The following is a 21,787-nucleotide window of genomic DNA, read 5'->3' as shown; positions in this document are numbered from 1 at the left end:
TCCGTCGGCCGCCTTTTCACTTGCGGAGCTCTGCATGCAACGGCTCACCTCGCTGTCTCTTCTCGTCGCCCTGACGCTGGCCTCCGTGGCACACGCCGATGAAGGCATGTGGACCACCTTCAACTTTCCGAAGGCAGCGGTGAAACAGAAATACGGCGTCGACATCGACGATGCGTGGCTGAAGAAAGCGCAACGGGCGACTACCCGCCATGAAAGCGGCTGCACCGGCTCCTTTATTTCCGGCGATGGCCTGGTGATGACGAATCACCACTGCGTAGTCGAGTGCCTCGCGGAGTTGTCGACGCCCCAGAGCGACCTCATCGGCGAGGGCTTCCACGCACGGCAGCGCAGCGCGGAGCGCAAGTGCCCCACCGAGATCCTCTCCGTTCTGATCGACACTGAAAACGTCACGGCCAAGGTCACCGCCGCCACTACCGGTCTCGCGGACTCGAAGGCCAACGAGGTACGCAAGCAGACGCTCAGCAAGCTGGAAGCCGAGTGCACCGCGGCTTCGAAGAAAAACCGCACGACGGGTCCGCTCGAATGCGAATCCGTGTCGCTGTATCAGGGCGGCGAGTACCACCTCTACAAGTACAAGCGCTATGACGATGTGCGCATGGTCTTCGCACCGCATGATTCGATCGCAGCGTTCGGCGGCGACCCGGACAACTTCAATTTTCCGCGCTGGTGCCTCGATTTCAGCCTGCTGCGCGTCTACGAGAACGACAAGCCCGCGCGCACGCCGGAACATCTGACCTGGCGCACCGAAGGTCCCTCGGCCGGCGAGCCGGTGTTCGTGATCGGCCATCCCGGCAACACCAACCGCCTGTACACGGTGTCGCAGCTGAAGTTCCAGCGGGACACGTCGGTACCCTCGTACATCATCCGCAACACCGAGTATCGCGGCCGGGTGACGCAATGGGCGAAGTCAGGCGCGGAGCCGGCGCGCATCAGCCAGGATCCGCTGATGCACGTCCAGAATTCGCTGAAGGTGTATCGCGGCTTCCAGGAGGCGCTGCTAGACGATGCACTGTTCGATGCCAAGAACCAGCAGGAGCAGCAGCTCAAGTCGCAGGCGGGCGCCGCGTTTGCGTCAGCCTGGACTGACATCGACAAGGCGCAGACGCGCTACCGCGAGATCTACACGCGCTATCTGTATCTGGAAGGCGGCGCAGGCTTCAACAGCAAGCTCTTTAGCTATGCGCGTCAGCTCGTGCGTGGCGCCGCAGAGCGCAGCAAGGCAAATGAGCTGCGGCTGCGCGAGTACGCCGCATCGAACCTGCCGAAAGTCGCAGCGAGCCTGCTGGCGGCAACGCCGGTCCACGCCGATTTCGAGCAGGTCACACTGTCGTTCTCGCTGGACAAGCTGCGCGAGAACCTCGGGCCCGACGATCCCGTGGTCCGCCAGCTGTTGAGCAGCGAATCCCCCGACTCACTCGCGGAAAAGCTGATCACGCAGACGAAGCTGTCCGACCCCGCCGTGCGCAAGGCGTTGTGGGACGGCGGCATCGCAGCGGTCAACGCATCGACCGATCCGATGATCGTGCTCGCACGCGACATCGATCCGGGCGCACGCGCCCTGCGAAAAATCTACGAGGACGAAGTGCAGGCACCGGTCGCCTCGGGGCAGGAACGCATCGCCAAAGCACGCTTCGCTGCACTCGGCACGAACATCTATCCGGACGCCAACTTCACACTGCGCGTCAGCTATGGCGCCGTACAGGGCTGGAAGGAATTGGGTGAAGACGTCGCGCCGTTCTCGACGCTGGCGCGACTCTACGAGAGAACGACGGGCAAGGCTCCATTCAGCCTCCCCCAGGTCTGGCTCGATGCGCGCAGCAAGCTCGACCCCAACACGCCCTTCGACTACGTCACGACCAACGATATCGTCGGCGGCAACTCCGGCAGCCCGGTCGTCGATGCCAAGGGCCGCGTCGTCGGTCTCGCCTTCGACGGCAACATCCACTCGATCGCTGGCACGTACTGGTACGACGAGCGCGACAATCGTGCGGTAGCAGTGCATCCGCGCATCATCATCACCGCGCTACGCGATGTGTACGATGCTGGCGCGATCGTGGATGAGATCCTGCGGACGAAGTAACTGCCTGTTTCTTCTCCGCGACGACGCTGAACTTCACGTGCAGACCGTCCTTCACGGTCAGCGCACCGAGGGCAGCGCTGAATGGTTCGATGCCAAAATCGGATTGCAGCAGTTCGAGTTCGCCCGCGATCGTCATGCGTTTGCCGTCTATACTGAGTGTCGGCCGCAGCTGCACGTCACGACTGACATCGCGAATCGTGATCCGCGCAGTCACAGCGGGCTGCTGCATCGAGCCGGTGACGGCCACTGACTTCAGTTCGATTTGCGGATAGCGCTCCGCATCCAGCACCTCCGCACGCAGCATGTTCCTGCGAGTGCCGTCGCGATCTGCCTGGGGGATATCGGGCGGAAAGTCACTGCCTGCAGCGCGACGTGCGTCGGGATCGTCGACGACGATCTGCGCTACGGGAAATGCCACATCGAACCCGGACTTCGCGAATGTCGCATGCATCCAGACGCGCCCCTGTAGTCCACGCACCGACATCACGTGATTGTGCCCCAGCCGCGCCAGTGCACCGCCGCGGTAGACCAGTATGTGCAGCGTCGATGCCTGCGGGTTCACCTCGTACGTCGCGGTCCCAGGCAGTTCCCTGGCAGGCGCTGACGGCGGTATCGATTCCGGGACCGGTGCCGGTGGCCGAGCCGGCTTCGGACACGCAGCGAGCAATCCCGCCGCGCTTATCAGCAGCAGGATGCGTGCTACTGCTCTTGCTGTCATGGAGCGACTCCCAACTGGTCGTGCCTGCTCAATGCCGTACACTCCGGCACTGACGTGTCCGTCACAGGTTGCATCATGCAGTTCAAGAACAGCACAGAGCGTTACGGCGCCGTAGCGCAGTTGCTGCACTGGTCGATCGTGGTCCTGATAATCACGCAGTTCGTCCTCGCAAGCAAAGCCGAACCACTCTCGATCGGTCCGGCCAAGATCGCCGTACTGGCCCAGCACAAATCCGTAGGCATGACGATTTTTGCGCTGGCCGTTCTGCGCTTGCTGTGGCGTCTGATCAATCCAGTCCCGACGCTACCCGCACAGACACCGCGCTGGCAGAATCTGGCCGCGCATTTTTCGCACTGGGCGCTCTATGCGCTCATTCTGGTCACACCGCTGCTCGGATGGACGATGTCTTCTGCGCGAAATTTTCCGGTCAGCTGGTTCGGGCTGTTCACGCTGCCGGACCTGATCCAGCCGGATCGCGCGAAATACGATCTGCTGCATGCGACCCATGAAACTTGCGCGCTCACGCTGGGGATCCTTGCCGTGCTCCATGCGGTCGCCGCGTTGAAACACCACTTCTTCGATCGCGATAATGTTCTGCGTCGCATGCTGCCGGTCCGTCTGAAGACGGATCGATCCTGAATTCAATTCACGGGAACTCTTCATGACCCGCCATCGTTCGTTGTTGTCGGTCTCGCTTTTGACACTCGCGCTGGGCCTCGCCTATGCAGCCACTCAATGGACGCTGCAACCGAAAGACAGCACGCTCACCTTCGTCGGCACGCAGGCCGGCGCACCGTTCCAGGGAGCGTTCGAACGCTTCAAAGCCGACATCCGCTTCGATCCGCAGGATCTCGCCAGCAGCCGCTTCGAGGTGACGATCGAGACCGGCTCGGTGAACACGAAAGACAGCGAACGCGACGACACCGTGAAAGGCCCGGATCTGTTCGCGACAGCGAAGTGGCCCACCGCGCGCTATGTGGCAGAGAAATTTACCGACAAGGGCGCGGGAAAATACTCTGCGACCGGACAGCTCACGCTGCGTGATGTCACCAGGTCCGTGCCCATCGAGTTCACCTTCGACAACAAGAACGGCAGCGCCTGGCTGAAGGGCCAGGCAATACTCAAGCGGCTCGACTTCGGCGTAGGTCAGGGTGAATGGAAGGACACCGCCACCGTGGGCAACGAGGTACAGATCCGTTTTGCATTGTTGCTGCAGCAGTAATGCTCTGTTAAACAGATCGCAGGTACTCTTCATCGCGGAAGAATGAAAACAAGTCCGACGCCCGGAACATCGGTCTCATGAGTTCGGCCGCTCCTGCGAAGTTCACGAGCCCGGACGATTGCGTCGCAGCTACGCTGCATCGCGTGGGGAAAAACATCGTCCTGGGGTTGCCGGTGGCCATCGGCAAACCCAATCCCATCGTCAATGCCTTCGTGCGCCGTGCAGTCGCTGATCCGACGATCAGCCTCACCATCGTCACCGCGCTGTCGCTGCGGGTGCCGCGCTGGCACAGCGATCTCGAACGCCGCCTGCTGCAACCGCTGACGCAGCGCATTTTCGGCAACTATCCCGAACTCGAGTACGTACGGCTGATCGAGCAGCAGCGTCTGCCAGCGAACATCGAGGTCATCGAGTTCTTTCTCGAACCGGGTGCCTGGCTCGGCAACGAGCATCTGCAGCGGCACTACCTGAGTTCCAACTACACGCATGTCGTCCGCGATGCTCTGCGACACGGCATGAATGTCGTCGCGCAACTGGTCGCGCCGCCGCCCCCTGACGAAATGCCTGCCGGCGTTCTAAGCCTCGGTTCCAACCCGGATCTCACGGCCGATCTGCTGCCGCAGATCGCATCGATGCGCGCCAGCGGTCAGCCGTTCGCACTCATCGGCCAGATTCATCGCGAAATGCCCTTCACCTATGGCGATGCCCTGGTCGCCTCGGATACGTTCGACTTTCTGGTCGACGATCCCGCGACGGAATTTCCCTTGTTCTGCCCGCCCAATACACCCATCGGGCTCACCGAACATGCGATCGCACTGAGCGTCAGCACGTTGCTGCGCGATGGCGGCACCCTGCAACTGGACATCGGTGAATTGGGCGACGCCATCGTATATGCGGCGCAGCTGCGCCATGAGCAGCCGGCCGTGTACCGCGAAGTTCTCGAAAGCACCAGGCTGCTGGAGAAGCATCGGCGACTGATCGAAACGGAAGGCGGCACGGCGCCGTTCGATCGCGGATTGTATGGGTGCTCAGAAATGCTGGTCGACGGTTTTCTCGACCTGTATCGCAGCGGCATCCTGAAGCGCCACGCGTATCCGAGTGCGCGTATTCAACGCCTGCTCGATGAGGGACACATCGATGAGACCGTCGGTCCGCGCACGCTGGATGCGTTGAGCGCCGCCGGCATGAACCGCATGTCGTACGTCGATTTCAACGAGCTGCGCGACGTGGGCGTGTTCCGCGACGACGTGCAGTACGAGCGCGGCATGCTGATCGCTCCCGATGGTGCGCTGCTGCCTGCGAGCTTCGACGATCCCGCACATCGCGCCGGCATCGCCCGGCAATGCCTCGGCGAACGCCTGCGCAACGGCATCCTGGTCGATGCTGGATTTTTCTTCGGGCCCAAGGCGTTCTACGCCCGATTGCGCGAACTCACGGCCGAGGAACGGCGTCGGTTCGCCATGCGCGGCATCAGCTTCGTCAATGAACTGTACGGCCACGAGTGGGACCTGAAGACGGCACAACGTCGCCATGCGCGCTTCATCAATACCACCATGATGGTGACCGGTCTCGGCGCCGCGGTGTCCGACGGCCTCGCGGACGGTCGCGTCGTCAGCGGTGTGGGCGGCCAGTACAACTTCGTCGCAATGGCCCATGCGCTGGCGGAAGCCCGCTCGATCCTCTGCCTGCGCGCCACTCGCGTCGCCAAGGGCACCGTGGCTTCCAACATTCCCTGGAGCTACGGTCACACGACGATTCCACGGCATCTGCGCGACATTGTCGTCACCGAGTACGGGATCGCCGAGCTGCGCGGCAAGACGGACGAGGATGTGGTGAAGGAATTGATCGGCATCATGGACGCACGTTTTCAGGATGCCTTTGTCGCCGAGGCACAGCGCGCGAAGAAACTTCCTGCTGACTATCGGGTGCCGCCCGAGGCTCGCGACAACCGGCCGGAGATCCTCGCTGCCCGCTTCGCGCGCTGGCGCGAGATGGGATTGTTCGCGCCCCTGCCCTTCGGCACCGATCTCACGGACGATGAACTCACGCTGGCGAAGTCCCTCAAGGATCTGTCCTCGCAGGCCCAGAGCTGGTCTGGCCGCCTGCGCATCGCGATGGCGATGCTGGCATCGCCCAAGGCGCCGCAGTTCCGGCCGCTTCTCGAACGGATGGCGCTGACCAACCCCGCATCGTTTCGCGAGCGCATCGAGAGGCGGCTGGTGACCGCAGCACTGCGGCTGGGGTCGAAGTAGCGGCATCGTCCGGCTTCAGCCTGATGGCACTCACTCAAGCATTCGCAGTGGCATCAGCGGAGAAAGAATCGAAGATTTCCACGGGAAAACACGGGGTGCAGTGTTTTCCTTCCCCGTGTCACCCCGTTGTTCCCCGTGGAGATTCCTTATCTGTGATTCGGAATCCCATCACACACGCTAAGTCAGTGCCAATGGGCTGTGACCGAAGGAACCCAGAGGAAACCCGGACCCACAGGAGACGAACAGCGACGTCATTCGACGGCTCGCAACCTTTCCCCGATCCGGCGCGTCCAACGAGCTATTCCGTTCTCTCGCAGAAGGACACGCCGCATGCACAAGCTCATTTCCGCCCTCGCCATCGGCCTGGGATTCATGGCCTCGGCTCAGGCCGATGATTGCCGGCATTCCGCCGATCGTTCCGCGACCGCAGATGCGGCGGGCATCGTCCGGGTCGTCATCGGGGCGGGCGCCGGCGATTTGAACGTTTACGGCCAATCAGACGCAAGTCGGGTCCAGGCCAGCGGCAAGGCCTGTGCTTCCAGCGCTGAGCTGCTGACGCAGATCCAGATCGACAGTCGTCGCGAAGGTGACACGCTGTATCTCAAGACGCTCATGCCAAACTCCATGGACGGCGGTCTTTTCCTGAACGTCTACGCGACGCTCGATCTGTCGATACGAGTGCCGGACTCCGTGGCCATCGAGCTGGAGGATTCGAGCGGCGATATCGAACTGCGCCGCGTGAAGTCGGCCATCGTTGCCGACAGCTCCGGCGATATCGAGATCGAAGACATCACGGGCGACCTCGACGTCAGCGACAGCTCCGGTGATATCGAAATCGAACGCGTCGCGGGCAATCTCAAAGTGAAGGACAGCTCTGGCGACATGGAACTGCGCGAGATCCGCGGCCACGTCGAGATCCCCGTCGACAGCTCCGGCGACATCGACATCGTGCAAGCCGGCAGCGTACATATTCACCAGGACACCTCTGGCGGCATCGTGATCCGGCGCGTGAACCGCGACGTGAGAATCGACACCGACAGCTCCGGCGATATCGATGTGGCCGAAGTTGGTGGCAACTTCAGCGTCGGCGCGGATGGCAGCGGCAGCATCCGTCAGGCCAAGGTACTCGGTACTGTGGAACTGCCGCCGGAATAGGAGCGGGAAAGGAAGAACGTACACAAAGGCGCACACAAGAAGGTCGGAAGCCCGGATTTCTTTTGTGATCTTTTGCGATCCTTTGTGCTCTTCTGTGTACCTGTCTTTCTTCTGGTTCCTGCAACTACCGCACCGGTGACTCGGCCTGTTCACCGACGACCGTGGTCCAGCGACGCACGTGCCAGCGGGTGACGAGGCCGTTCTTCACGTAGGGATCGGCGAGTGCGAATTGCTCGACCTTGTCCGCTGACTCGCAATTGAACAGCAGTACGCCACCATCCGGCGGCTCGGCCAGTGCGCCCCCGAGCAGCAATTCGCCACGCGAAGTGGCTTCCCACGCGGCACGGAGATGCTCCGCACGGAACTGGCCGCGACGTTCGAGATAGTCGGGGGTGAAATCGTAAAACAGCAGGTAGTGCATGCGGAGTCCTCAGAGCAGGTCGCGCGCCTGCTGCTGCAGTGTGCGGATGGTTCCCCGGATTTCTTCGATCGATGTGCCGTTGGCGAGGATCGCACGCGACACATTCGGCAGCACTCGTCCCTTCGCTTGCGGCATGCGCTTGAGAATGTCTTGCATCGTTGCGCCCTGCGCGCCGACACCGGGGGCGAGAATGAATGCTGAAGGCAACGCCGCAACGGTTTCCGCAGCATCGTCACAGGTGGCACCGACGACGGCGCCGATCGGGCCGAGCCCTGCACCACAGACGCGATTGCGTTCGGTGATGAGTCGCGACAGATTGCCCGCCACCGTTTCGCCGTTGGCGAGCTTCGCGAGCTGCAGGTCGCGGCCTTCCGGATTCGAGGAACGCACGACGACGAATACGCCGCCCTCGTTGCGAATCGCAATCGTCAGAAATTTCTCCAGCGCCGCAAAGCCCAGATACGCATGCGTCGTCACCGCATCCACACGCAATGGCGTCGAGGCGGAAAAATAACTTTCTGCGTACGCCTCGGCTGTCGTATCGATGTCACCGCGCTTGCCGTCGAGCAGCACCATCACACCCTTGGCACGCGCCAGTGTCGCCAGCTCCTCCATCGCACGAAAACCGGCGCTGCCGAAGCGCTCGAAGAACGCGGACTGCGGCTTGATGATCGACAGCTGGTACTGCGCGGCATCGAGCACACGCTTGCCGAACTCGAGCGCGCCGTCGGCCGAATCGGGCAGACCGCAGCTCTTCAGCAACGCGGCAGAAGGATCGATGCCGACACACAGCGGGCTGTGGGCGGCGATGGCGGCTTGGAGGCGGGATACGAAGGACATGATCTGTCAGCAGGTCGATAGTGGAAAATTGATAGTTGAAAGGGGAAAGCGAAGACGGCCTCCGTCTTTCTCAGCTATCAACTGTCCACTATCAACTCTCAACTATCAACCGGGCTTTGAAATCCCTCCGCCCTGTACGTCAGCACCAGCGTATCGCGCAGGCCGCCGTCGCCCTCGGGCTGGATCGGGGTGGTCTCGTGAATGACCCGTGCATCGTCCAGCAGCAAGGTGGTCCAGGGCTCGAGCATGGTGAACCGCACGCCGGCCGTGCCCTGCGCATCGAAAACCCGCGTTTCGCCGCCACGGACGTTGATCCGCTTCACCAGCGTGACTGCCACGAAGTCGACCCCATCGCGGTGAGCGCCTTCCGGGGTCGGTCGGCCGATGCCTTCGGCCGTGTCGATGCGAAACTGATGCGCCTCGATGTACCAGCGCTCGGCCGCACGGGCACGTGCGAACGTTTCTCCGATCGACAAGACGAATCTCTGCCACGCAGAGTTGGCGGCGACGGCCGGCTCGATCGGTTCGAACCAGCGTTCCATGCCGCCGTGCAACGCGTTGTAGTCGGTGGGCTGCCAATGCGCCCGGTGCGGCACCTGGATCAACTGAGCGGTCGTAAGTTCCTGGACGAAGCAGCTGTGACGCCGATGGCGGTAGCGCCCGCCGTCGCGCAGGTACGCATCGCGCGGCAATCGATCCCACGAGGGACTCAGTCGATCGAGCTCATCGAGCGGGGCGCGCAGATCGGCTCGCACCTGCTGCGGCAACAGCAACGCACATCCCGATTCTTCGAGCGCCTGGCTCGCATCACCCACCTGCAACTGCACCGAACGATTCCTCCTGCCGTAATGGCGCGTGATTCTGACACGCCGCGCGTCGATCGTCCCTGCACAGTTGTCAATGGATTGACGCTGCGCAGCTGGTGCGGCCAGCCTCGTATACACGACGCATGAGCACCATTGCCTTTCCGTAAGCAGACAGATCCTGGCAGGGCAATACGGTAGGCTTGCCGCTTCGCAATTATCGCTGGAGCGCTCCGGATGATGGCCACCCGATACTCCCTCGCTGCGATCGCACTTGCGGTGCTGTCACTGACTGCCCAGGGCGCAGCGCCGGCACGCATCGATCTGACCACGGTCGCGGAAAAATCCGGGTTCAAGCGCACCGGTCGCCTCGATGAAGTAGCGCGACTCTGCGAGAGCTTTCAGGAGCGCTGGCCATCGCAGGTTCGAGGCTTCGAGTTCGGTCGCAGCCCCGAAGGTCGACCGTTGCTCGCGCTTGCAGCGTCCGCCGATGGCACGCTCGATGCGGCCAGCGCTCGCGGCAAGCAGCGCCCCGTCGCGCTGATGCAGGGCGGTATCCATTCCGGCGAAATCGATGGCAAGGATGCAGGCTTCCTCGCGCTGCGCGAGCTGCTGGAAGGTCGCGCAGCGCCAGGCGCACTGGAGCGCGTTACGCTCGTCTTCGTGCCCGTATTCAGCGTCGATGGTCACGAGCGCTTCGGTCGCTGGAATCGCCCCAACCAGGTCGGTCCCGAAGAAATGGGCTGGCGGGTCACCGCGCAGAACCTGAATCTCAATCGTGACTACACGAAGGCCGACGCTCCCGAAATGCAGGCGATGCTGCGGCTGCTGAACGAGTGGGATCCGCTGCTGTACGTCGACCTGCACGTCACCGACGGCGCCGAGTTCGAGCACGACGTTTCATACAACATCGCCCCCACGCTGGCCGGTGATCCGGATCTGACCCGCAGCGCCATCGTGCTGCGCGACGAATTGATCAGGAAGATGACGGCGCTCGGCTCATTGCCGTTGAACTTCTATCCATCGTTCGTGCGCGAGGACGATCCGCAATCGGGCTTCGAGGATGGTGTCGGCCCCGCGTGGTTCTCGCAGCAATACTGGGCGCTGAGCAACCGGATCGGCGTGCTTGTGGAAACGCATTCATGGAAGGACTATCCGACACGCGTGCGCATCACCCGCAATTCCATAGTGACGATGCTCGAGCTGCTCGCAACCCATGGGGCCGAATGGCAGCGCGCCGCACAGGCCGCAGACCAGCGCGCGAGCCAGCTCGGCGGCACCAGGGTGCCGATTGCGTACGCCAATACGGATCACGTCAGGACGATCGAGTTTCGCGGCTATGAGTACACGCGCGAACCGTCCGCCATTTCCGGCGCATTGGTCACCCGCTACGACAACAAGCGCCCGCAGATCTGGCGTGTACCGCTGAAGGATCAGGTCGCACCCTCCATCAGCGTGACCGCACCCCGCGGCGGCTACATCGTGCCCGCGGCGCATGCGAAGTGGCTCGGCGAGAAACTCGCGCTGCATGGCGTGGCGTTTGCCACCCTGACCAACGCAACCACCGGCGCCGACGTGGAAACGTTCCGCGCCGTAACCACGAAGCTTGCGGCCACGACCTTCGAAGGCCGGACCACGATGAAAGCCGACGGCGACTGGAAAAAGGAACGGCGCGACATCCCCGCCGGCTCACTGTTCGTTCCCATCGCGCAGCCGAAGGCCTATCTCGCCATGACATTGCTGGAGCCGAAGGACTCGGACTCCTACGTGAGCTGGGGCTTCTTCAACACCGCCTTCGAGCGCAAGGAATACATGGAAGACTACGTCGCCGAAGCGGTCGGCGCGGAAATGCTGAAGAAGGATCCGGCGGTGAAACAGGAGTTCGAGCGCAAACTCGCCGACGATCCTGCATTCGCAGCAAGCCCGGCAGCGCGACTCGATTTCTTCTACCAGCGATCGCCGTCGTGGGATGAGCGGTTCAATCTCTATCCGGTCTATCGGACGGAGTTGATAGTTGATAGTGGAAAGTTGATAGCTAAATAGCCGCGCACTCTGTGCGTATCGATCCCGCAGCAAGCCCGGCAGCGCGACTCGATTCCTTCTGTCAGCGATCATCGTCGTGGGATGAGCGGTTCAATCTCTGTCCGGTCTATCGGACAGAGTTGATAGTGGAAGGTCGATAGCGAAATAGCTGATCGTGCGGATTTCGCACCCCGTAGCAACGACCGTCGTCCAGCCGCTACGTGCGCCGGAATCGAGCCTTGCTCGTCTCGACTATGCTGGTAAGCAGCTGCAGCAGCTCGATTGTCTGCTCATGCAGTTGCGAGAGATCGGATTTGACCTGGCCACGGGCTTGCAGCAGTTCGAGCCAATAAACCGTCTCGCTTGCTTCCCTTCAAGGCGATCGACATCTTGTGCACGAAATCCGCCTTGCTTTCCGCCTGCTCCGCTTCGCGTACCAGCGCACCGATGGCCGTTCCTGATCGAAGAATCTTGCCGGGACAGTACGAACTTGTTGCGGCTGCGTAGCCACCCGCTGACAGCGATCACTTGAACCGCAATGTCAAAGGACTTGCGCCTCACGACAGCGCGCATTCATCTCCTCCCTGAGAGCCACGGCACCGATTGCTCGGCGCTATCAACTATCCACTTTCCACTATCAACTTCTCTCCATCCTGATCATCTCAGGCTCATAGCCGCGGCCTCGCAACCAATCGCGCAGCGCGAAGCCCGTCCCCGCGGGCCAGACGCGGCAGTCCTCGAAGGCAACGTGTTTATAGGCGTCGAGTTCTTCATTCAGGGCGATGGTGCCGGTCGCCAGTACGTGGTAGCCGATGATGACCTGGTTCATGCGTTCGAAGGGATAGACGCCGATCAGGGTGGGTTCGCCGACGGCGTCCAGGTTCAGTTCTTCCTTCACTTCGCGCACGGCACAGGCAGACGGGCTTTCGCGCTGTTCGAGAAAGCCGGTGATGAGTCCGTAGAAGCTGCCCGGCCAGGCACGATTGTGAGCGAGGACGATGGCGCCTTCGTGCTCGACGACGGCCGCGACCACTGGCGTCGGGTTGTCGTAGTGCACGAATCCGCAGGAACGCGAGCAGACACGACGCGCTTCCCGGTCGACCACCGAATCCATCAAGGGTGCCGCGCATATCGGGCAGTAGACGAACGTCATCGGGATACTGCGTCCAGCTTTTATTTTTCCAGCTCGGCTGCCTTGCTCTCGTCCGCTTTCGCTTCCGCCGCCTTGCCCATTTCATTGTAGATGTCGGCGCGACGGTAGTAGCCGTCCGGGTCCTTCGGCGCGAGTTCGATGGCCTTGTTGGCATCCTCGAGTGCCTTGTCCTTGTTCTCGAGCGACAGGTAGATACGCGCCCGATTCAGGTAACCCACGGAGTCACCCGGCTCGAGTTCGATGTACTTGCTCGCATCCTCGAGCGCGGCCTCGAATTTTCCCGACGAATCGCGCGCGCGCGAACGCAGCATGTACAGATCGGAGCGGTTCGGTTCCGCATCGATCGCCTTGCGCAGGATCGAGACGGCCTCTTCAGGCTTGCCACGCGACAATGCTGCCTGCGCCTGATTCAGCATGTCATCGCCAGCCTTGCTGCCCTGAGCATGAACGGCAAGGGGCGCCGTGAGCGCAATCAACGTCAGCGAGAAAATGCGCAGGGCCATCCGGAACGCACGAACAGTAGGCATGGCGTCATCCCCCGAAACTGGTTTTGTAAGTGTGCTCGGGCCTGGCGGTGCCCGGGTCGCGGCGATTATGCGCTCAGGTCGCTACGGGATGGGAGATGGGGCGAGCACTGATACCGATTGATCAGTCATCGTCGTAGCTCAGCAGCGTTGCATCCGCCGCTTCTCGTCCAGTTCGCGCTTGCGTTCCTTCAATCGTTCGCCCTGGCTCGCCGAATAGCCGGCACGCATGGTGGAGGCGATCTTGCGCAGCGACTGTTCGATCCGGGCGCAGGCTTCGGCCTTCGCCGTCGAGGCTGGCTTCTCGGCACTGGCGGCCCTGACAGAGGACGGCTTGGGGCTGGCGACCGGCGTCGGCGCAACGGTGCTCATGACGCTGAGCGTCGTCCCGCGGGATTCGTAGGGCTGGCTGCCCGGCTCGCAGGGTCGATCCGTGAAGACCGCTCCGGTCGGCGTGTCACAGCGGTAAATGGCGCGGGTTGGCGATTCCGCGCCGAACGTCGCTGTGACCACCGCGGCCAATCCGATCAAGCAGGTAGTCCGTAGCATCGCGCTCTTCCCTGGCAGCCTTCGGAAAGAACAGCGTGCGCGTCGAACTGCATGCGCAGGATGCCAATTAACAGGCGTTTGCCCAGAAATCAGTCGTCAGAGCGCGTGGATTCGCTCCGCCTGATTTCGTAACAGACGGCCGAAGCCGACGGAGTCATAGAAGCGATCGAGCGCCGGGATATTGGGGCGGCGACGCACCAGGTCCGACAGGTTCACGTTGAGGGGCATGTCGCAGGTGATGGCAGTAAGTTTGCGCGCCAGGAAGACGGAATCGCGATGGTCGCGCAGCTGTCCGCAGACGAATCCGGCATTGCGCAGCTTGAGCTTGAGGACGCCGTCGAGACCGTCGTACAGGTGGGTCAGCGATTCAAAGTGCTGGAACAGCATGGAGGCGGTCTTGCGACCGACGCCGGGCACGCCGGGAATATTGTCGACGGCATCGCCCATCACGGCCAGGAAACACGCCATGCGCTCCGGGATCACGCCAAAGCGTCCGGCGATGTCGTCATAGCGATAGCGCCGATTGTCGAGATAGTCCCAGTACTCGTCCTCGCGACGCACGAGCTGCGTCAGATCCTTGTCCCTGGAAACGATGCTGATCTTCGTGCCCTGCTCGCGCATGCTCGTCGCCAACGTGCCGATGATGTCGTCCGCTTCGAACTCATTGCTGTTGAAGCTGGCGATGCCCATGGCCCGGCACACCTGCCGGCACAGGAGAAACTGGCGTTTGAGCTCTGCCGGCGCCGGCTCGCGATTCGCCTTGTAAGCCGGGTAGAGCTGGGCGCGAAACGAAGTGGGCAGCCGCTCATCGAACGCGACTGCAATGTGTTCCGGCCGCACCTGCTCGATCAGGTCGCCGAGAAATCGCGCGAATCCATGCAGCGCATTCACGGGATTGCCGTCGTAATCCACGATCGTGTTCGGCACCGCATGCCAGGCGCGGAAGACGAAAATCGCGGCGTCGATGAGGTAGAGCACACCAGAAGAGCCCGGCTGGGGACCATCCCCGCGGGACGTCTGCTGGTCGAGGACTGTCCCCGTAGGACTTTCGTGGGTCGTCCGCGTGGGACTTTCGCTGGTCGTCCACGTGGGACTTCCGTGGGTCGTCCGCGTGGGACTTCCGTTGGTCGAAGGCTGTAGGTCGGACAAGAAGGGATCCCGCATAAAGGCAGGCCGCAGTGTATGTCTGAATCCTGCGGGCGAGAACCACGGGAGAGGTACCAGGCCCTAGGTGCTAGGTGCTAGGTGCTAGGTGCTAGGTCGGACAAGAGCAGGAATCTGCGTTGATGCAGGTGTATCGGCTTCTGGCCAGAGCCTGGAGCCTGGCACCCAGGGCCTCGCACCCAGGGCCTCGCCCTCTCACTGCAGAATCCCGTGCTCCTTCAACCGCGCATGCAGCGGGCTGGAACGCGGAAAGTGGGCCAGCAGGTATTCCATCTGGTCGGCGAGCACGCGACGGCTCTTCAGATAGATGTATTCGGCATAGGTGGGCGTGAACGGCACGGCAATGAGCTGCAGACCCGCCTGCTCCGGCGTCTTCCAGGCCTTGAGGTTGTTGCAGCGTCGACAGGCCGTGACCACGTTGGTCCATTTGTCGCGACCGCCCTGGCTGAGCGGACGCACGTGATCGCGGGACAGCTGATTGGCCGGGAAGCGTTGTCCGCAATACAGGCACAGGTGCGCATCGCGCTTGAACAATGTCTGGTTGTTCAGCGGTGGTGTGTAGTCCTGGCGCAGATTGCCCGGGTTGTGGGAGTGACCGATGGTGGCGATGATCGAATTCACGGCCACGCTGGTCTGCAGACCCGACCTGGCGTTGGTGCCGCCGTAGAGCGTGTAAAGCTCCGTACCACAGGTATAGGCCACCTGTTCCGTGTGATAAAGCCGCACCGCGTCCCGGTAATCAATCCATTCCAGGGGCATGCCGGACACATCGGTCCGCAGGATCTCTTGATTCAAGTTGTACGGGTGTTGCACGACTTGGGATCGGTCTGACTGGCCGTACGTTGGCTCAGCCTTCAGTAACGACTCGCCCAAAGATACGCGACGAGTGTGTAGATATACAACGGGAGCGGCGGCTGTGGCGCCAACTGGTCAACGGGTCCGCTGGCAGACTGGCCGGAGCCGCAACAAGAGGAATCAGCGAAGGACTGTAGGCCTGCGCCTCCAGTCTGGCCAGCAGACCGTTGGCCAGTGAGCCAGTTGGCCTCCTGACTCAATGCCCCCCTTCCAGCTGTTTCAGCGCCTGAATCATCTGCACCATGACTTTCTGGGCGTCGCCATACACCATGCTGGTGTTGTCGGCGAAAAACAGCTCGTTTTCCACGCCGGAATAGCCCTTGCCCTGACCGCGCTTGATGACATACACCTGCCGCGCCTGGTCGACGTTCAGGATGGGCATGCCGTAGATGGGCGACGATTTGTTGGTGCGGGCAGCGGGATTCACCGTGTCATTGGCCCCGATGACGACAGCGACGTCCGCATCCTTGAACTCGCCGTTGATGTCTTCGAGGTCGTAGATCATGTCGTAGGGCACGCCCGCCTCGGCGAGCAGCACGTTCATGTGGCCGGGCATGCGACCTGCAACCGGGTGGATGGCGAACTTCACTTCGACACCGGCCTCCGTCAGCAGCTTCACGAATTCGTACAGCTTGTGCTGGGCCTGCGCGACGGCGAGACCGTAGCCGGGGGCGATGATGACCTTCGATGCGTAGCGCATGTTCACCGCAGCATCGCCGGCCTCGGCAGATTTCATCGATCCCTTGATCTCTCCCTGCTGCTCATCGCCCGTCGCGCCGAAGTTGCTGAAGATCACGTTCGAGACGCTGCGATTCATGGCCTTCGCCATCAGCAGCGTCAGCAGCGTGCCGGCGGAGCCGACGACCATGCCGGCGATCATCAACGCCGGGTTCTGCAGCACATACCCCTCGAAGCCCACGGCCAGTCCGGTGAAGGCGTTGTAGAGCGAGATCACGACCGGCATGTCCGCGCCGCCGATCGGCATGGTCATGAGCACGCCGAAAACCAGCGCGAGCGCGAAAAACACGGCGACGATGTGTGGTGAGGCATGGCCGTGTTCCGCGAAGACGATGAAGAGACCAAGCCCCAGCGTGATCAGGAACAGCGTGCCGTTCAGCACCTGCTGGCCCTTCACGCGCCAGGTGCCGTTGATCTTGCCGTCGAGCTTGGCCCAGGCGATCAACGAACCCGACAACGAGATCGACCCGATCATCGCGCCAATGATGGTCACGACCAGCGGTATCGTCTGATGCTGTGCGCTGACGCGCAGCAATTCGACGGCTGCAATCGCGGCAGCCGCGCCGCCGCCCATACCGTTGTAGAGCGCAACCATCTGCGGCATGGCCGTCATGGCAACGCGCTTGCCGCTCCACCACGCCCAGATCGTACCCACGCCCAGTGCGGTCGCCGCCAGTGCGACGTTCGTCGTGAGGTGCGGCTGCGCAGCGTCATTGACGCCGAACACGTACAGGAAGCTCGCCAGCGTCGCGACCAGCATGCCAACGCCTGCGACCAGGATGCCGGACCGCGCCGTCACCGGCGAGGACATGCGCTTCAGGCCGTAGATGAAGAGGAACGCCGCAGCGATGTAGCTCGAATCGATGATGAGTTGGGGATTCATGCTGGCGCTATTTTTTGTCCGGGGCCGGTTTCTTGTCGCTGGGCTTGAACATTTCCAGCATGCGTTCGGTCACGACATAGCCGCCGGCGGCATTGCCCGCACCCAGCAGCACGCCGAAGAAACCGATGACCTGTTCCACCGTCGACGTCGCATTCAGCAGCGCGTACAGCGCACCCACGACGACAATGCCATGCACGAAGTTCGATCCCGACATCAACGGCGTATGCAGAATCGCCGGCACGCGCCCGATGATCTCGTAGCCGGTGAAGGCCGCCAGCATGAAGATGTACAACGCCACGAAGCCGGTCAGTGTGGTGGTGAGGTCCATGGTTCCGTCCTGAATTGATAGTTGATAATTGACAATCAACAACGGGGAGACCCGCTCTTCATTGTCCATTATCCATTGTCAATTGCGGCGCGCGCCGCTTCGTTCTTGATCTCGCCGCCATGCGTGAGCGCGGTCTTCGCGATCACTTCATCGCTCCAGTCGAGATTGATCGCCTTGTCCTTGAGGAACAGTTCGATCAGGTTGAACTGGTTCTTCGCGTACAGCTCGCTCGCGTGTTCGCCGAGCAGGCTCGGTACGTTGAGTGGACCGACGATGGTGACCTGGCCGATCTGCACGGTTTCGCCGGGTTGTGTGTATTCGCAGTTGCCACCGCCTTCGGCGGCGAGATCGACGATGACGCTGCCGGCCTTCATGCCTTCGACCTGCGCCTTGCTGATCAGCTTGGGCGACGGTCGGCCGGGAATCGATGCCGTGGTGATGATGATGTCGGCCTGCTGGATGTGCCTGGTGACGACCGCGGCGACCTTGTCTTTTTCTTCCTGCGTCAGCTCGCGCGCGTAGCCGCCCGCGCCGCGCGCATCCACGCCGGTATCCACGAATTTCGCACCGAGTGATTCGGCTTGTTCCTTGGTTTCGGGACGGACGTCGTAGCCTTCCGTCATCGCGCCCAGGCGGCGCGCCGTCGCCAGCGCCTGCAGACCCGCGACGCCGAGCCCCATCACCAGGGCGCGCTGTGGACGGATGGAACCGACGGCCGTCGTCATCATCGGCAGCATGCGCGCGATATTCGTGGCGCCGATCAGTACGCCGTAGTAACCGGCCAGCGCGGCCTGACTCGACAGCGCATCCATGGCCTGCGCGCGCGTGATGCGCGGTACGAGTTCCATCGCGAAGCAGGTGATCTTGCGATCACGCAGGAGCTTCGTGAGTTCGATTTCCTTGTGCGCGTAGACGAACGAAATCAGGATCGCGCCTTCTTTCATCGCGCGAACGATCTCGATATCGGGCGGTTGCACGCCGAGCACGATGTCGGCATCCGCAACCAATGCGCGGGGGTCGTTGACGAATCCCACGCCCTTGAATGCGCTATCGGCAATCTTGACGGCGTTGCCGGCACCGGTCTGGATCTGGATGTCGGCGCCGAGCTTGATCAGCTTGTCGGCAACCGCGGGGACCATCGCAATGCGTCGTTCGTTCTGGCGGGTCTCTCTCAAGACCGCAATCTTGACTGACATGAACACCCCGTGACTTCTTTCGAGTCGTCAACGCGCTGCGGCTTTGCAGGCCCGATGCAACGGCCGGCCCTGCTCCGGCGCAGCAACGATACCGTCCCGGACGCCATAGCGATAGCCGGAAGTGACATTGCCTGCGGGCCGGGACGGCGCAATCGAGCCCCAGCATGAGCACATCACCGCGCAAGCAGGGTCGTGACGGCCCGTTTTTCCCAACCTGCTAGACTGCACCGGCCTGCGAAAATCGGGCAGTCTCCGATTGCTGAGCCCCCTTTCGTCCCCGATCATTCGCGCATGCCGACCTTCGCCCGCTACCTGAGCGCAGTACTTGCGCTGTCGTACCCGTGGGCCGCATGGATCGCGGCGTCGCGCCACAGCGCTGCACTGACACTGTTCGCCGTCGCTCTGTTGCTGGGGGCCATGCTCCTGCCATCCCTCGTGCGAATGCGGCGAGGCGCATGGTTCGCACTGCCCTTAGTCGCCGCTGGACTCTGGTTGCTCGGCCAGCTGTCCGGCCATCAATTGCTGCTCTACCTGCCGCCCGTACTGATCCCCGGCTTCCTCGCCTGGGTCTTCGGCCACACTCTGGCCAAAGCACGCACGCCGCTGATCGAGCAGTTCGTGCGCGCAATGCACGCAGCAGACGATGACATCGAACCCGGCGTCTGGCCCTACGCACGACGCCTCACGCTGGCATGGACCGTACTGCTGGCGACGATCGCTGCCGTCAATCTCATTCTGGCAACGCTGGTTACGCCTGAAGGCCTGCTGATGGCCGCTGGAATCGTTCCGCCGATCGCGGTGACGCAGGCGCAGTGGTCGACGTTCGCGAATCTGATCGGCTACCTGCTGATCGGCAGTTTCTTTGTGATCGAGTATGCGTATCGCCGTCGGCGCTTCCGCCAACCGTATCGGAACTTCTTCGATTTCCTGTGCCGCACGATCGCCGTGAGTCCGCGGCTGGTATCGCCGGGACGCTCGCAGTGATGTCATGAGCGACGCGTCGAATCACATCGCTACCTTGCGTATTGCGTCGGACCACCCGGCGCTGCCGGGTCACTTTCCCGGCCGCCCTATCGTTCCGGGCGTCGTCGTGCTCGACAGTGTGCTGCAAGCGGCGCGTGCCTGGCTCGGTCCGCAACTGCGGCTGCAGGTCCTGGCACAAGTGAAGTTCATCGCGCCCCTGCTGCCGGAGCAGGTGGCGCGCATCGAGCTCAAACTGCAAGGCGATGACCTGCGCTTCGTGGTGACGCGCGAGGATCAAATCGTCGCGCAGGGCGTCATGCGCGTGTCGGTCGGGGCGGGGCGTTGAAGCAGCAGTGGATCGAACGACCCGAGGGCGGCAGCCTGCTGGGCCTGCGGATGATCCGCGCGTTCGCGCTGTTCTGCGGCCGCCGGGTGACCCGCATCGCGCTGTGGCCGATCTCCCTTTATTTCCTGCTACGCCGCGGCCCTGAGCGCAAGGCGTCGCGCGACTACCTGCAACGCGTGCTCGCCCAACGCCCCCCGCTCGGGCAGGTGGCCCGGCACTTCCATAGTTTCTCGGCCACCATCCTCGATCGCGTGTTTCTGTTCTCGGAACGCTTCCGGCGTTTCGACATTCGCCACGAAGGTCTCGAAGAGCTGCGCAGCGCCTGGAAACTGCATCAAGGCGTACTGGTGTTCGGCTCGCACCTCGGCAGCTTCGATGCGCTGCGGGTGTTTTCGCAGTTGCGCGAGGACGTGAAGTTTCGCGTCGTGATCGATGTGGAACAGAATCCCGGTGTTTCAAACGTTCTGAGTGCGCTCAACCCGACGCTGGCCGCCGCCATCATCAATGCACGCCAGGACGGCACCACCACTGCGCTGGCGATCAAGGAGGCGCTCGACGAAAAAGCCATCGTGACGATGCTGGTGGATCGCGCGCGACCCGGCAACCAGGTGCGCGAGGCCGAGTTTCTCGGTGCACCGGCACCTTTCCCGACGGCGCCGTGGCTGCTGGCAGCGACGCTCAAAGTGCCGGTCGTGCTGTGCTTCGGGCTGTATCGCGGCGGCAATCGCTATGACTTTCATTTCGAGCTGTTCGCGGAAACGCTGGTCATCGAACGCGGTCGCCGCGAAGCTGCATTGCAGGACATCGTGCAGCGCTATGCTGATCGGCTAGCCCATTACACCCGTATGGCACCGTACAATTGGTTCAACTTCTATGATTTCTGGCAACCACAAACAGGCGGGAACGCTCGCCGTCCGAACGATGTTGTTCGTGCTGGCAGCGACGCTTCCGGGCCTCCTTCCGGCAGCCACGCCACCTGAGAACGACGATGCGCGTGCGTTGATCGCAACGCTCGCCCGGCCGGCGCCGGCAACGATCGATTTCACGGAGATCCGTTTCTCGGCGCTGCTGAAGCAGCCGATCATCGTGTCGGGACAACTCGCTTATTCGGGCCCCGACGCGCTGGATCGGCGCGTCACGCAGCCGTATCGCGAAGACACCGAGATTCGCGGCAATGCGGTGCGCGTGCGCCGCGAAGGCGAGCCGGAACGCAATTTCGCCATCAAGCGTGCGCCGGAACTGCAACTGCTGTTGCGGACCTTCACCGCGATGCTCCAGGGTGACGCCGCCGCCATCGAGAAGAATTTCTCCCTCGCTGCGACCAGCGATCCCATCCGATGGCAGCTCGTGTTGACGCCGCAGGACGCCCGGCTCGCCAGGCGCGTGCAGCACATCCGCATCGACGGACGCAGCGATCTGCCTCGCTGCCTGTCGATCGTCAACGACGCGCGCGGCGCCAGCATCATGCTGCTGGGCGCGGCAACCCATGTGCAGATGCCGCCGGTGGTGACGCGCGAGTGGCTCGAACGCACGTGCAGTGCCGGCGAATGACTC

General features: G+C 62.5%; 24 protein-coding genes. 10 read left to right on the top strand and 14 right to left on the bottom strand.

Going from position 1 to position 21,787, the window contains the following annotated elements; genetic code table 11:
* The first annotated feature begins 34 nt into the window (after positions 1-34).
* Positions 35-2,101, top strand: coding sequence for a S46 family peptidase (locus VIZ63_RS20855; protein WP_331611716.1), 2,067 nt, complete (start codon positions 35-37; stop codon positions 2,099-2,101).
* On the opposite strand, the gene VIZ63_RS20850 is transcribed toward VIZ63_RS20855, so the two are convergent.
* Positions 2,037-2,819: a YceI family protein gene (locus VIZ63_RS20850; RefSeq protein WP_331611715.1), complete on the bottom strand. Its 783-nt coding sequence runs from the start codon at positions 2,817-2,819 to the stop codon at positions 2,037-2,039. The two genes, VIZ63_RS20855 and VIZ63_RS20850, sit on opposite strands and share 65 nt — an antisense overlap.
* 75 nt (positions 2,820-2,894) lie before the next feature.
* On the opposite strand from VIZ63_RS20850, the gene VIZ63_RS20845 reads away from it, so the two are divergent.
* The 4 genes from VIZ63_RS20845 (at position 2,895) to VIZ63_RS20830 (ending at position 7,448) form a co-directional block, all read left to right on the top strand.
* Entirely contained in the window at positions 2,895-3,458 is a 564-nt protein-coding gene (locus VIZ63_RS20845; protein ID WP_331611714.1) for a cytochrome b, read from the top strand.
* 22 nt (positions 3,459-3,480) lie between these two features.
* Positions 3,481-4,041, top strand: a complete 561-nt coding sequence (locus VIZ63_RS20840) for a YceI family protein (RefSeq protein WP_331611713.1) — start codon at positions 3,481-3,483, stop codon at positions 4,039-4,041.
* 77 nt (positions 4,042-4,118) lie between these two features.
* Positions 4,119-6,293 (top strand): acetyl-CoA hydrolase/transferase C-terminal domain-containing protein, encoded by a 2,175-nt coding sequence (locus tag VIZ63_RS20835; protein WP_331611712.1) that lies wholly within the window; start codon positions 4,119-4,121, stop codon positions 6,291-6,293.
* A gap of 330 nt (positions 6,294-6,623) precedes the next feature.
* Positions 6,624-7,448: a hypothetical protein gene (locus tag VIZ63_RS20830; protein ID WP_331611711.1), complete on the top strand. Its 825-nt coding sequence runs from the start codon at positions 6,624-6,626 to the stop codon at positions 7,446-7,448.
* A 124-nt stretch (positions 7,449-7,572) separates the two neighbouring features.
* Here the strand turns inward: VIZ63_RS20830 and VIZ63_RS20825 are convergent, their stop codons facing one another.
* From VIZ63_RS20825 to VIZ63_RS20815, 3 genes are all read right to left on the bottom strand, one after another.
* Positions 7,573-7,869: a YciI-like protein gene (locus VIZ63_RS20825; protein WP_331611710.1), complete on the bottom strand. Its 297-nt coding sequence runs from the start codon at positions 7,867-7,869 to the stop codon at positions 7,573-7,575.
* 9 nt (positions 7,870-7,878) lie between these two features.
* On the bottom strand, positions 7,879-8,709 hold the full coding sequence (pyrF, locus tag VIZ63_RS20820; RefSeq protein WP_331611709.1) for an orotidine-5'-phosphate decarboxylase: 831 nt from the start codon (positions 8,707-8,709) through the stop codon (positions 7,879-7,881).
* A gap of 98 nt (positions 8,710-8,807) precedes the next feature.
* Positions 8,808-9,536 (bottom strand): 2OG-Fe dioxygenase family protein, encoded by a 729-nt coding sequence (locus tag VIZ63_RS20815; RefSeq protein ID WP_331611708.1) that lies wholly within the window; start codon positions 9,534-9,536, stop codon positions 8,808-8,810.
* Positions 9,537-9,749: 213 nt separating this feature from the next.
* On the opposite strand from VIZ63_RS20815, the gene VIZ63_RS20810 reads away from it, so the two are divergent.
* Positions 9,750-11,555: a M14 family metallopeptidase gene (locus tag VIZ63_RS20810; protein WP_331611707.1), complete on the top strand. Its 1,806-nt coding sequence runs from the start codon at positions 9,750-9,752 to the stop codon at positions 11,553-11,555.
* A 196-nt stretch (positions 11,556-11,751) separates the two neighbouring features.
* Here the strand turns inward: VIZ63_RS20810 and VIZ63_RS25500 are convergent, their stop codons facing one another.
* The 10 genes from VIZ63_RS25500 to VIZ63_RS20770 form a co-directional block, all read right to left on the bottom strand.
* On the bottom strand, positions 11,752-11,871 hold the full coding sequence (locus VIZ63_RS25500) for a hypothetical protein (RefSeq protein WP_349261246.1): 120 nt from the start codon (positions 11,869-11,871) through the stop codon (positions 11,752-11,754).
* Complete coding sequence (locus VIZ63_RS25495; RefSeq protein WP_349261245.1) at positions 11,825-11,974, bottom strand: hypothetical protein; 150 nt, start codon at positions 11,972-11,974, stop codon at positions 11,825-11,827. The genes VIZ63_RS25500 and VIZ63_RS25495 overlap by 47 nt, the downstream gene beginning before the upstream one ends.
* Positions 11,975-12,171: 197 nt before the next feature.
* Positions 12,172-12,687, bottom strand: a complete 516-nt coding sequence (locus VIZ63_RS20805) for an NUDIX domain-containing protein (protein ID WP_331611706.1) — start codon at positions 12,685-12,687, stop codon at positions 12,172-12,174.
* 20 nt (positions 12,688-12,707) lie between these two features.
* Complete coding sequence (locus tag VIZ63_RS20800; RefSeq protein ID WP_331611705.1) at positions 12,708-13,214, bottom strand: tetratricopeptide repeat protein; 507 nt, start codon at positions 13,212-13,214, stop codon at positions 12,708-12,710.
* Positions 13,215-13,352: 138 nt separating this feature from the next.
* On the bottom strand, positions 13,353-13,760 hold the full coding sequence (locus VIZ63_RS20795) for a hypothetical protein (RefSeq protein ID WP_331611703.1): 408 nt from the start codon (positions 13,758-13,760) through the stop codon (positions 13,353-13,355).
* A 96-nt stretch (positions 13,761-13,856) separates the two neighbouring features.
* On the bottom strand, positions 13,857-14,738 hold the full coding sequence (locus VIZ63_RS20790) for a 5'-3' exonuclease (RefSeq protein WP_331611701.1): 882 nt from the start codon (positions 14,736-14,738) through the stop codon (positions 13,857-13,859).
* Positions 14,739-15,119: 381 nt separating this feature from the next.
* Complete coding sequence (locus VIZ63_RS20785; RefSeq protein WP_349261244.1) at positions 15,120-15,683, bottom strand: HNH endonuclease; 564 nt, start codon at positions 15,681-15,683, stop codon at positions 15,120-15,122.
* Positions 15,684-15,975: 292 nt separating this feature from the next.
* Positions 15,976-17,400, bottom strand: coding sequence for an NAD(P)(+) transhydrogenase (Re/Si-specific) subunit beta (locus tag VIZ63_RS20780; protein WP_331611699.1), 1,425 nt, complete (start codon positions 17,398-17,400; stop codon positions 15,976-15,978).
* Positions 17,401-17,407: 7 nt separating this feature from the next.
* Positions 17,408-17,728, bottom strand: a complete 321-nt coding sequence (locus VIZ63_RS20775; RefSeq protein ID WP_331611698.1) for an NAD(P) transhydrogenase subunit alpha — start codon at positions 17,726-17,728, stop codon at positions 17,408-17,410.
* Between the two features lie 68 nt (positions 17,729-17,796).
* Positions 17,797-18,924, bottom strand: a complete 1,128-nt coding sequence (locus VIZ63_RS20770) for an NAD(P) transhydrogenase subunit alpha (protein ID WP_331611697.1) — start codon at positions 18,922-18,924, stop codon at positions 17,797-17,799.
* A gap of 291 nt (positions 18,925-19,215) precedes the next feature.
* Between VIZ63_RS20770 and VIZ63_RS20765 the strand changes: the two genes are divergently transcribed.
* From VIZ63_RS20765 to VIZ63_RS20750, 4 genes are read left to right on the top strand one after another with little or no spacing between them, the layout of a single operon-like run.
* A complete protein-coding gene (locus VIZ63_RS20765) occupies positions 19,216-19,908 on the top strand; it encodes a hypothetical protein (RefSeq protein ID WP_331611696.1) in 693 nt (230 codons plus the stop codon).
* A gap of 4 nt (positions 19,909-19,912) precedes the next feature.
* Positions 19,913-20,233, top strand: coding sequence for a hypothetical protein (locus tag VIZ63_RS20760; protein WP_331611695.1), 321 nt, complete (start codon positions 19,913-19,915; stop codon positions 20,231-20,233).
* A complete protein-coding gene (locus tag VIZ63_RS20755) occupies positions 20,230-21,213 on the top strand; it encodes a hypothetical protein (protein ID WP_331611694.1) in 984 nt (327 codons plus the stop codon). Before VIZ63_RS20760 ends, VIZ63_RS20755 begins: the two co-directional genes overlap by 4 nt.
* A complete protein-coding gene (locus VIZ63_RS20750; protein ID WP_331611692.1) occupies positions 21,164-21,784 on the top strand; it encodes a LolA-related protein in 621 nt (206 codons plus the stop codon). The genes VIZ63_RS20755 and VIZ63_RS20750 overlap by 50 nt, the downstream gene beginning before the upstream one ends.
* Positions 21,785-21,787 lie beyond the last annotated feature (3 nt).

It is taken from the genome of Povalibacter sp., assembly GCF_036520495.1.
Classification (GTDB): domain Bacteria; phylum Pseudomonadota; class Gammaproteobacteria; order Steroidobacterales; family Steroidobacteraceae; genus Steroidobacter.
Note: the sequence above shows the minus strand (reverse complement) of the source record. Positions and strands in the feature narration are given on the sequence as shown.

What these genes read in the sequence shown, in the direction of transcription:
- VIZ63_RS20835 (WP_331611712.1), top strand. Translation starts at nt 4,119, where the DNA reads ATGAGTTCGGCCGCTCCTGCGAAGTTCACGAGCCCGGACGATTGCGTC.
- VIZ63_RS20785 (WP_349261244.1), bottom strand. Translation starts at nt 15,683, where the DNA reads ATGCCCCTGGAATGGATTGATTACCGGGACGCGGTGCGGCTTTATCAC.
- VIZ63_RS20830 (WP_331611711.1), top strand. Translation starts at nt 6,624, where the DNA reads ATGCACAAGCTCATTTCCGCCCTCGCCATCGGCCTGGGATTCATGGCC.
- VIZ63_RS20780 (WP_331611699.1), bottom strand. Translation starts at nt 17,400, where the DNA reads ATGAATCCCCAACTCATCATCGATTCGAGCTACATCGCTGCGGCGTTC.
- VIZ63_RS20795 (WP_331611703.1), bottom strand. Translation starts at nt 13,760, where the DNA reads ATGCTACGGACTACCTGCTTGATCGGATTGGCCGCGGTGGTCACAGCG.
- VIZ63_RS20770 (WP_331611697.1), bottom strand. Translation starts at nt 18,924, where the DNA reads ATGTCAGTCAAGATTGCGGTCTTGAGAGAGACCCGCCAGAACGAACGA.
- VIZ63_RS20805 (WP_331611706.1), bottom strand. Translation starts at nt 12,687, where the DNA reads ATGACGTTCGTCTACTGCCCGATATGCGCGGCACCCTTGATGGATTCG.
- VIZ63_RS20800 (WP_331611705.1), bottom strand. Translation starts at nt 13,214, where the DNA reads ATGCCTACTGTTCGTGCGTTCCGGATGGCCCTGCGCATTTTCTCGCTG.
- VIZ63_RS20775 (WP_331611698.1), bottom strand. Translation starts at nt 17,728, where the DNA reads ATGGACCTCACCACCACACTGACCGGCTTCGTGGCGTTGTACATCTTC.
- VIZ63_RS20855 (WP_331611716.1), top strand. Translation starts at nt 35, where the DNA reads ATGCAACGGCTCACCTCGCTGTCTCTTCTCGTCGCCCTGACGCTGGCC.
- VIZ63_RS20810 (WP_331611707.1), top strand. Translation starts at nt 9,750, where the DNA reads ATGATGGCCACCCGATACTCCCTCGCTGCGATCGCACTTGCGGTGCTG.
- pyrF (WP_331611709.1), bottom strand. Translation starts at nt 8,709, where the DNA reads ATGTCCTTCGTATCCCGCCTCCAAGCCGCCATCGCCGCCCACAGCCCG.
- VIZ63_RS20825 (WP_331611710.1), bottom strand. Translation starts at nt 7,869, where the DNA reads ATGCACTACCTGCTGTTTTACGATTTCACCCCCGACTATCTCGAACGT.
- VIZ63_RS20850 (WP_331611715.1), bottom strand. Translation starts at nt 2,819, where the DNA reads ATGACAGCAAGAGCAGTAGCACGCATCCTGCTGCTGATAAGCGCGGCG.
- VIZ63_RS20765 (WP_331611696.1), top strand. Translation starts at nt 19,216, where the DNA reads ATGCCGACCTTCGCCCGCTACCTGAGCGCAGTACTTGCGCTGTCGTAC.
- VIZ63_RS20760 (WP_331611695.1), top strand. Translation starts at nt 19,913, where the DNA reads ATGAGCGACGCGTCGAATCACATCGCTACCTTGCGTATTGCGTCGGAC.
- VIZ63_RS20840 (WP_331611713.1), top strand. Translation starts at nt 3,481, where the DNA reads ATGACCCGCCATCGTTCGTTGTTGTCGGTCTCGCTTTTGACACTCGCG.
- VIZ63_RS20845 (WP_331611714.1), top strand. Translation starts at nt 2,895, where the DNA reads ATGCAGTTCAAGAACAGCACAGAGCGTTACGGCGCCGTAGCGCAGTTG.